The organism is Mesorhizobium silamurunense, assembly GCF_014843825.1.
GTDB lineage: Bacteria > Pseudomonadota > Alphaproteobacteria > Rhizobiales > Rhizobiaceae > Mesorhizobium > Mesorhizobium silamurunense.
Genome location: NZ_JHQR01000314.1, coordinates 1 through 6,113 on the forward strand (window position 1 = coordinate 1; position 6,113 = coordinate 6,113).

A 6,113-nucleotide genomic window follows, 5' to 3' on the forward strand; every position below is an offset into this window, starting at 1 on the left:
ATCTCGACGGCGGCGATCTCGGCACCACAACAATAACAGAAGTGCGGGACTATCTCGGCCGCCCGGTGCCGGCGCTGATCGTCACGGCAGACGGCTCCGAGCTCGTCGCCAAAGCCGCCCGCGCCGCCGGCATCGAGCTCATGCGCAAGCCGCTGAAGCCGGCGCAGCTGCGCGCGCTGCTGGCGCATCTGCTGGCTTAGCTCCACACCCTCCCCTCGATGGGGAGGGTCGGCGCGCAGCGCCGGGGTGGGGTGGACATAGCCAAGGCACCCCCACCCCGCTCCGCTTCGCGGATCGACGCTCCCCACAAGGGGGAGGGTAAGAAAGCCTCAAAACCCCGCCTGATCCCGAACTCAGCATTCTCCAGCTTCGACACTCGAATTAAGGTGACAGTGCACTTTTAAGATGTCCTCTCAACGCATTTGATATGCAGGCCGCTGAGCGTGGCGCGCATCCGCTGGCTTGATAGCGCAATGCCGGAAACGGGTGGCGGGGTTCGACCCGATCTGCGAACCTGACCTCTTGGCCTGCATATCGCAGGCGGGAAGGATTTGCCATGAGCCCGGAACATCAGAAAAGCGAAGCAATCCAGCCAGGCGTACGCAACCCGTTTGACGTCATGGACGTCCCGAACCCTGGAGATCAGGAGGTGATGGACTTTGCCGCCGGCGCAACACTGTCCGGATCCGCCGATGACGAGAATGCCAAGGCCTGGAGCGCAACCGGTGGTCAGAACGATTCAATCGAAGGCAACTGGGCCAGCCGCTGGAATGGCGGTGCCGACCCCACGATCGCCGGCGATGCGAAGGACAAATGGAAACAGGGGCAAGCCGAAGTGAGAACCGTCGGCGAGCGGGTCTATCTGCATTTCAATTGGGACAACGCCGCCCGCCACGGCCTCATCGAAGCGCGGCGCGAAGGCAGCAGGATGGTGGGAAAATACATCAATCTGAGCGATCCCTCAGTCACGCGGCCCTGGATCGGTTTGATCGTGAACGACGAGCGGATCGACGGCCGCTGGCCGGCCGGACGACTGGATTTTCGCAGATAACGGATCGAACGATGGGAGTATGTTACAGGAATGACCAACGATATTCTTAGCTACCTGGGAAAGCCGGCGTCGGCGCTTTTGACGTCACCGCCGTTTGAGTCGTGGAAATTCAAAAAGACAGTCGATGATGACCCGCCCGAAATCCGCATTAACTACGTATCTGCGCCCAATAATTTTTCAATCACCTCCGATGTCCACGACAAAATAGACTGCATATTCATAGAGGCTGACAATCTGGATCGAGGTCTCTGGGACATTCCCTTTTCATCCAGTCGCAACGACGTGCTGAGCCGTTTTGGCGTGCCTTCAAAAAGCGGCGCCGCACGGACTGACCCCATTTAGGGCGAGTACGGCCCTTGGGACCGATTTGACGAGGTGGATCATTCAATACACATCGAAGATCAGCCTCATGCAGATCGGATAAGGAGGGTGACGCTGATGCGCGCCGACGTGGTGCCATGAGTAACCGAGGGCTGCCCTCAAAACCCCGCCTGATCGCGAAACAGCTCCGCATTGTCCAGCTTCGACACCTCGATCACCGCTTGCGTGCGGCTGTAGACGTTGAGCTTGCGCAGGATCTCCGAGACATGCGCCTTCACCGTGGTCTCGCCGACCTGCAGCTCGTAAGCGATCTGCTTGTTGAGCATGCCCTGGCGCAGCATCTGCAAAACCCTCAGCTGCTGCGGCGTCAGCCTGGCCAGCCGCTGCACCATGTCGGCGCGGTCGGTGCTGTCGGGGTCCGGCGGCTGGCCTTCGTAGTTTTCCGGCACGTAGACCGCGCCGTCCATCACCGAGCGGATGGCGGCGGCGAGATCGCTTTTCCTCGCCGACTTCGGGATGAAGCCGGCGGCGCCGTAAGACAGCGCCTCGGAAATGATCTTCGGCTCCTCGTAACCCGACACGATCACCACCGGCAGGCGCGGATAACGGGTCCTGAGCTGCAGCAGTCCCTCGAAGCCATGCACGTCAGGCATGCTCAGATCGAGCAGCGCGAGATCGAACGGCTTTGCGTCGGCGAGGAGATCGATCGCCTCCGCGATCGAGCGCGCCTCGACCGTGTCGACATCCGGGTAGGCCATCTGCACCGCGCTATGCAGCGCCTCGCGAAACAGCGGGTGGTCGTCGATGATCAGGAAGCGGGCGCGATCGCTGATGACGGTCATTTTATCGGTTCGGACATCGGTTTATAGGTTCGGACATCGGTTCGGTTTTTTCAGGGCACAGGATAGTCCGGTGACCATGGCCAGATTATTGCCAAATAGTACATCGTCGAAAGTCGCCTTGTCGGCAAAACGACAGGGTCAATGGTTTCGCGGGACCTAATGCCTTGCCCGGCTGGCGAAATCGGCCGAATGTGCGGGCAGATTCATGCCAACGCAGAGAAAGCCCATGACAGACTTCGTCCTTCCGCCGCCAGCGATCGCTTCGGTTGCCGTCGCCGGCTCGGCGGAGCGGTTTGCCGTGCGCCGCATCTTCTGCGTCGGCCGCAATTACGCGGCACACGCTCGCGAGCTCGGCAATGACGAGCGCGACCCGCCCTTCTTCTTCACCAAGCCGGCCGACGCCGTGGTCGACAGCGGCGCCGAGATCCCCTACCCGCCTTTGACCTCAAATCTCCACCACGAAATCGAGCTGATCGTGGCGATCGGCAAGGCCGGCTTCCGCATCCCCCGCGAAAAGGCGCTCGCCCATGTCTGGGGCTACGGCGTCGGCATCGACTTGACGCGCCGCGACCTGCAGGACCAGGCCAAGAAAGCAGCCCGCCCGTGGGACTGGTCAAAGGCGTTCGACCAGTCCGCGCCTTGCGGCCCGCTGCTCCCGGTCGCGAAGTCAGGTCATCCCGAAAAAGGCCGTATCTGGCTCGCGGTCAATGGCGAAGTCAGACAGGATGGCGACCTTGCCGAGCTGATCTGGCCGGTTGCCGATGTCGTTGCGATCTGCAGCGAGGCCGTTGAGCTTCAGCCAGGCGACCTGATCTTCACCGGCACGCCGGCCGGCGTCGGCGCGGTTCAGGCCGGCGACAGAATCACCGGCGGCGTCGATGTTGTCGGCACCATTGAAATCACGATCAGACAGCCGAGATCGTAAGCGATGAGCGACCTCGTCCTCCACAACTACTATCGCTCCTCCACCTCTTATCGGGTGCGGATCGCGCTGGAGATGAAGGGGCTGAGCTATACCTACGTGCCGCATCATCTGCGCCATGGCGAGCATCTCGAGCCCGCCTATCTCGCGGTCAACCCGCAAGGCCTGGTGCCGGCGCTGGTGCTCGACGACGGCACGCTTTTGACGCAATCGCTGGCGATCATCGAATATCTCGACGAGATCGCGCCCGAGCCGCCGCTGCTGCCGAAGGATGCGCTGGGCCGTGCCCGCGTCAGGATGCTGGCGCAGATGATCGCCTGCGACATCCATCCGGTGAACAATCTGCGCGTGCTCACCTCGCTGCGCACTTTGTTCGGCGCCGGCGACGAGCATGTCGTCAACTGGTTCCGGCACTGGGTGAACGAAGGGTTCCAGCCGCTTGAAAAGATTCTGTCCTCGTCGCCTGAGACCGGCACCTTCTGCCATGGCGGCCAGCCCGGACTGGCCGACATCTGCCTTGCCGCTCAGGTCACCAACAACGCCCGTTTCGGTGTCGACATGGCGCCCTACCCGGTGATCTCGCGCATCCACGCCGCCTGCATGGCGCTGCCGGCGTTCCAGAAAGCGGCTCCCCAGAACCAGATCGATGCCGAATAACAAGGACCTCCCATGAAAGCTGTCGTCTTCGAAAAATTCGGCGAGGCGCCGACCATCCAGACCGTTCCCGACCCGAAGCCCGCGGCCGACGGCGTCGTCATCAAGGTCGAGGCGACGGGGCTGTGCCGCAGCGACTGGCATGGCTGGATGGGCCATGATGACGGCATCACCTTGCCGCATGTGCCAGGCCATGAACTGGCGGGCGTCGTCGTCGCCGCCGGCAAGCAGGTGAGCCGCTGGAAGGCGGGTGACCGCGTCACGGTGCCGTTCGCGGTCGGCTGCGGCCGCTGCTTCGAATGCAACTCCGGCAATCACCAGGTTTGCGAGCACCAGACGCAGCCGGGTTTCACCGGCTGGGGCTCGTTCGCCGAATATGTCGGCATCGAACATGCCGATACCAATCTCGTGCGCCTGCCGGACGAGATGGAATTCGCCACCGCCGCCAGCCTCGGCTGCCGTTTCGTCACCTCGTTCCGCGCCATCGTCGACCAGGGCCGGGTGACGCCCGGCGAATGGGTGGCGGTGCATGGCTGCGGCGGCGTTGGGCTCTCGGCGATCATGATCGCCAGCGCCATGGGCGCCAATGTCATTGCCATCGATTTGACAGATGAGAAGTTGGAGTTCGCGAAAAAGATCGGCGCGGTGGCGACGATCAACGCCGCGACGACGCCCAACGTGGTCAAGGCGGTCAAGCAGATCACCAATGGCGGCGCGCATATGTCGATGGATGCGCTCGGCCACCCGACCACCTCGTTCAACTCGATCGCCAATCTGCGCCGGCGCGGCCGCCATGTTCAGGTCGGGCTGATGCTGGGCGAGCATGCCCGCCCGCAGGTGCCGATGGACAAGGTGATCGCCTTCGAGCTCGAAATCCTCGGCAGCCACGGCATGCAGGCCTACCGCTATTCCGCGATGATGGAGATGATCCGCACTGGCAAGCTGAAGCCCGAGCTGTTGGTCGGCAAGAAGATCAGCCTTGAGGAGGCGCCCGCCGCGCTGATGGCGATGGGCGGTTTCGAGGGCATCGGCATCGGCGTGGTGACGAAGTTTTAGTAAGGAACAACGCTGTCATTGCTCGGCTGCGCGCAGTGTCGGACCGGGCTTTGCAAACTTCTTCGCCCCGAACACGCACATCACCACGCCGAGCGTGACGACCACCATCAGCGGGCTGACCTGCTCATGGAGCAGTGTCGCCGCCAGCGCCAGGCCGAAGAAGGGCTGGAGAAGCTGCAACTGCCCGACGGCGGCGATGCCGCCTTGTGCCAGGCCGCGATACCAAAACACGAAGCCGATCAGCATGCTGAACAGCGAGACATAGGCCAGCCCCATCCATGCGCCGGAGCCGACGCCGGCGAAGGACGGCGGCAGCGTGACGAAGGTCAGCGCCAGCATGACCGGCAGCGACAGCGCCAGCGCCCAACAGATCACCTGCCAGCCGCCAAGCCTACGCGACAGTGCGGCGCCCTCGGCATAGCCCAGCCCGCAGGCGATGATGGCGGCGAGCATCAAGCCATCGCCGACCGGTGAGGCAGTCACGCCTTGCGTCAGAGCAAAACCCGCAACGAGCGCGCTGCCCAGGCATGAAAACAGCCAGAAGGCCGGGCGAGGACGGTCGCCGCCTCGCAGCACGCCGAAGATTGCGGTTGCCAGCGGCAGCAGGCCGACGAAGATGATGGAATGCGCCGCCGTGACGTGCTTGAGCGCCAGCGCCGTCAGCAAGGGAAAGCCGACCACGACGCCCAGCGCAACGACCACCAGCGAAACCAGATCGCCTCGCTCCGGGCGCTTCTCGCGGAACAACAACAGCATCGCAATGCCGAGCAGGCCGGCAATCGCCGCACGGGCCGAGGTCAGGAAGGTCGGGTCGAAATCCACCACTGCCACGCGCGTCGCCGGCAGCGAGCCGCTGAAGATCAGTACGCCTATGAAGCCGTTCAGCCAGCCGTTGAAACTCTTGTCCATCATCTGCTCCGTTTGCGCTTTCGTACCGGTGCGGCGCATGGCATAGCCAGAGACAATGGGGTACAATTCCGCAAAACTGTAATGGTCTGTAGAGAAGTACAGATGGACACGCCCGACCCGAATGCCGGCGGAACACTCGTCGAAACGATCATGGCGGCAATCCGGCAGCGGATCGCCGCGCGCATCCTGACGCCGGGCGCGCGCCTGCCGTCGATCCGCGCCTTCGCCGGCGCGATGCAGGTGTCAAAGTCCACCGTGGTCGAGGCCTACGAGCGGCTCGCGGCCGAGGGCATAATCCGTTCGCGGCCCGGTTCCGGCTTCTATGCCGCCGGCCCGCTCGCGCCGCTGTCGCTGGCCG

The 6,113-nt window shown here is 63.3% G+C and carries 8 protein-coding genes and 1 pseudogene; 7 read left to right on the forward strand and 2 right to left on the reverse strand.

The window, feature by feature from the left end; genetic code table 11:
- The 3 genes and pseudogenes from DH10_RS30830 to DH10_RS30840 all read left to right on the forward strand — a co-directional run.
- Positions 1-200: pseudogene (locus DH10_RS30830) on the forward strand (hybrid sensor histidine kinase/response regulator); the annotation flags it as partial.
- 356 nt (positions 201-556) lie between these two features.
- Positions 557-1,051: a hypothetical protein gene (locus DH10_RS30835; protein WP_192244823.1), complete on the forward strand. Its 495-nt coding sequence runs from the start codon at positions 557-559 to the stop codon at positions 1,049-1,051.
- A 30-nt stretch (positions 1,052-1,081) separates the two neighbouring features.
- Positions 1,082-1,393, forward strand: coding sequence for a hypothetical protein (locus DH10_RS30840; RefSeq protein ID WP_192244822.1), 312 nt, complete (start codon positions 1,082-1,084; stop codon positions 1,391-1,393).
- 137 nt (positions 1,394-1,530) lie between these two features.
- On the opposite strand, the gene DH10_RS30845 is transcribed toward DH10_RS30840, so the two are convergent.
- A complete protein-coding gene (locus DH10_RS30845; RefSeq protein WP_192244820.1) occupies positions 1,531-2,214 on the reverse strand; it encodes a response regulator in 684 nt (227 codons plus the stop codon).
- A gap of 226 nt (positions 2,215-2,440) precedes the next feature.
- Here DH10_RS30845 and DH10_RS30850 point away from each other — a divergent pair, with 226 nt between their 5' ends.
- Genes DH10_RS30850 through DH10_RS30860 form a run of 3 tightly spaced genes read left to right on the forward strand, consistent with a single transcriptional unit; the run spans position 2,441 to position 4,846 of the window.
- Positions 2,441-3,139 carry a fumarylacetoacetate hydrolase family protein gene (locus DH10_RS30850; RefSeq protein WP_192244818.1) on the forward strand — a complete coding sequence of 233 codons (699 nt, stop codon included), beginning with the start codon at positions 2,441-2,443 and terminating at the stop codon, positions 3,137-3,139.
- A gap of 3 nt (positions 3,140-3,142) precedes the next feature.
- On the forward strand, positions 3,143-3,793 hold the full coding sequence (maiA, locus tag DH10_RS30855; RefSeq protein ID WP_192244816.1) for a maleylacetoacetate isomerase: 651 nt from the start codon (positions 3,143-3,145) through the stop codon (positions 3,791-3,793).
- Positions 3,794-3,805: 12 nt separating this feature from the next.
- Positions 3,806-4,846, forward strand: coding sequence for a zinc-dependent alcohol dehydrogenase family protein (locus DH10_RS30860; RefSeq protein WP_192244814.1), 1,041 nt, complete (start codon positions 3,806-3,808; stop codon positions 4,844-4,846).
- 15 nt (positions 4,847-4,861) lie between these two features.
- Here the strand turns inward: DH10_RS30860 and DH10_RS30865 are convergent, their stop codons facing one another.
- Positions 4,862-5,755 carry a DMT family transporter gene (locus DH10_RS30865; RefSeq protein WP_192244812.1) on the reverse strand — a complete coding sequence of 298 codons (894 nt, stop codon included), beginning with the start codon at positions 5,753-5,755 and terminating at the stop codon, positions 4,862-4,864.
- 102 nt (positions 5,756-5,857) lie between these two features.
- Here DH10_RS30865 and DH10_RS30870 point away from each other — a divergent pair.
- On the forward strand, positions 5,858-6,113 hold a 256-nt coding region (locus DH10_RS30870), incomplete at its 3' end, for a GntR family transcriptional regulator (RefSeq protein WP_192385689.1).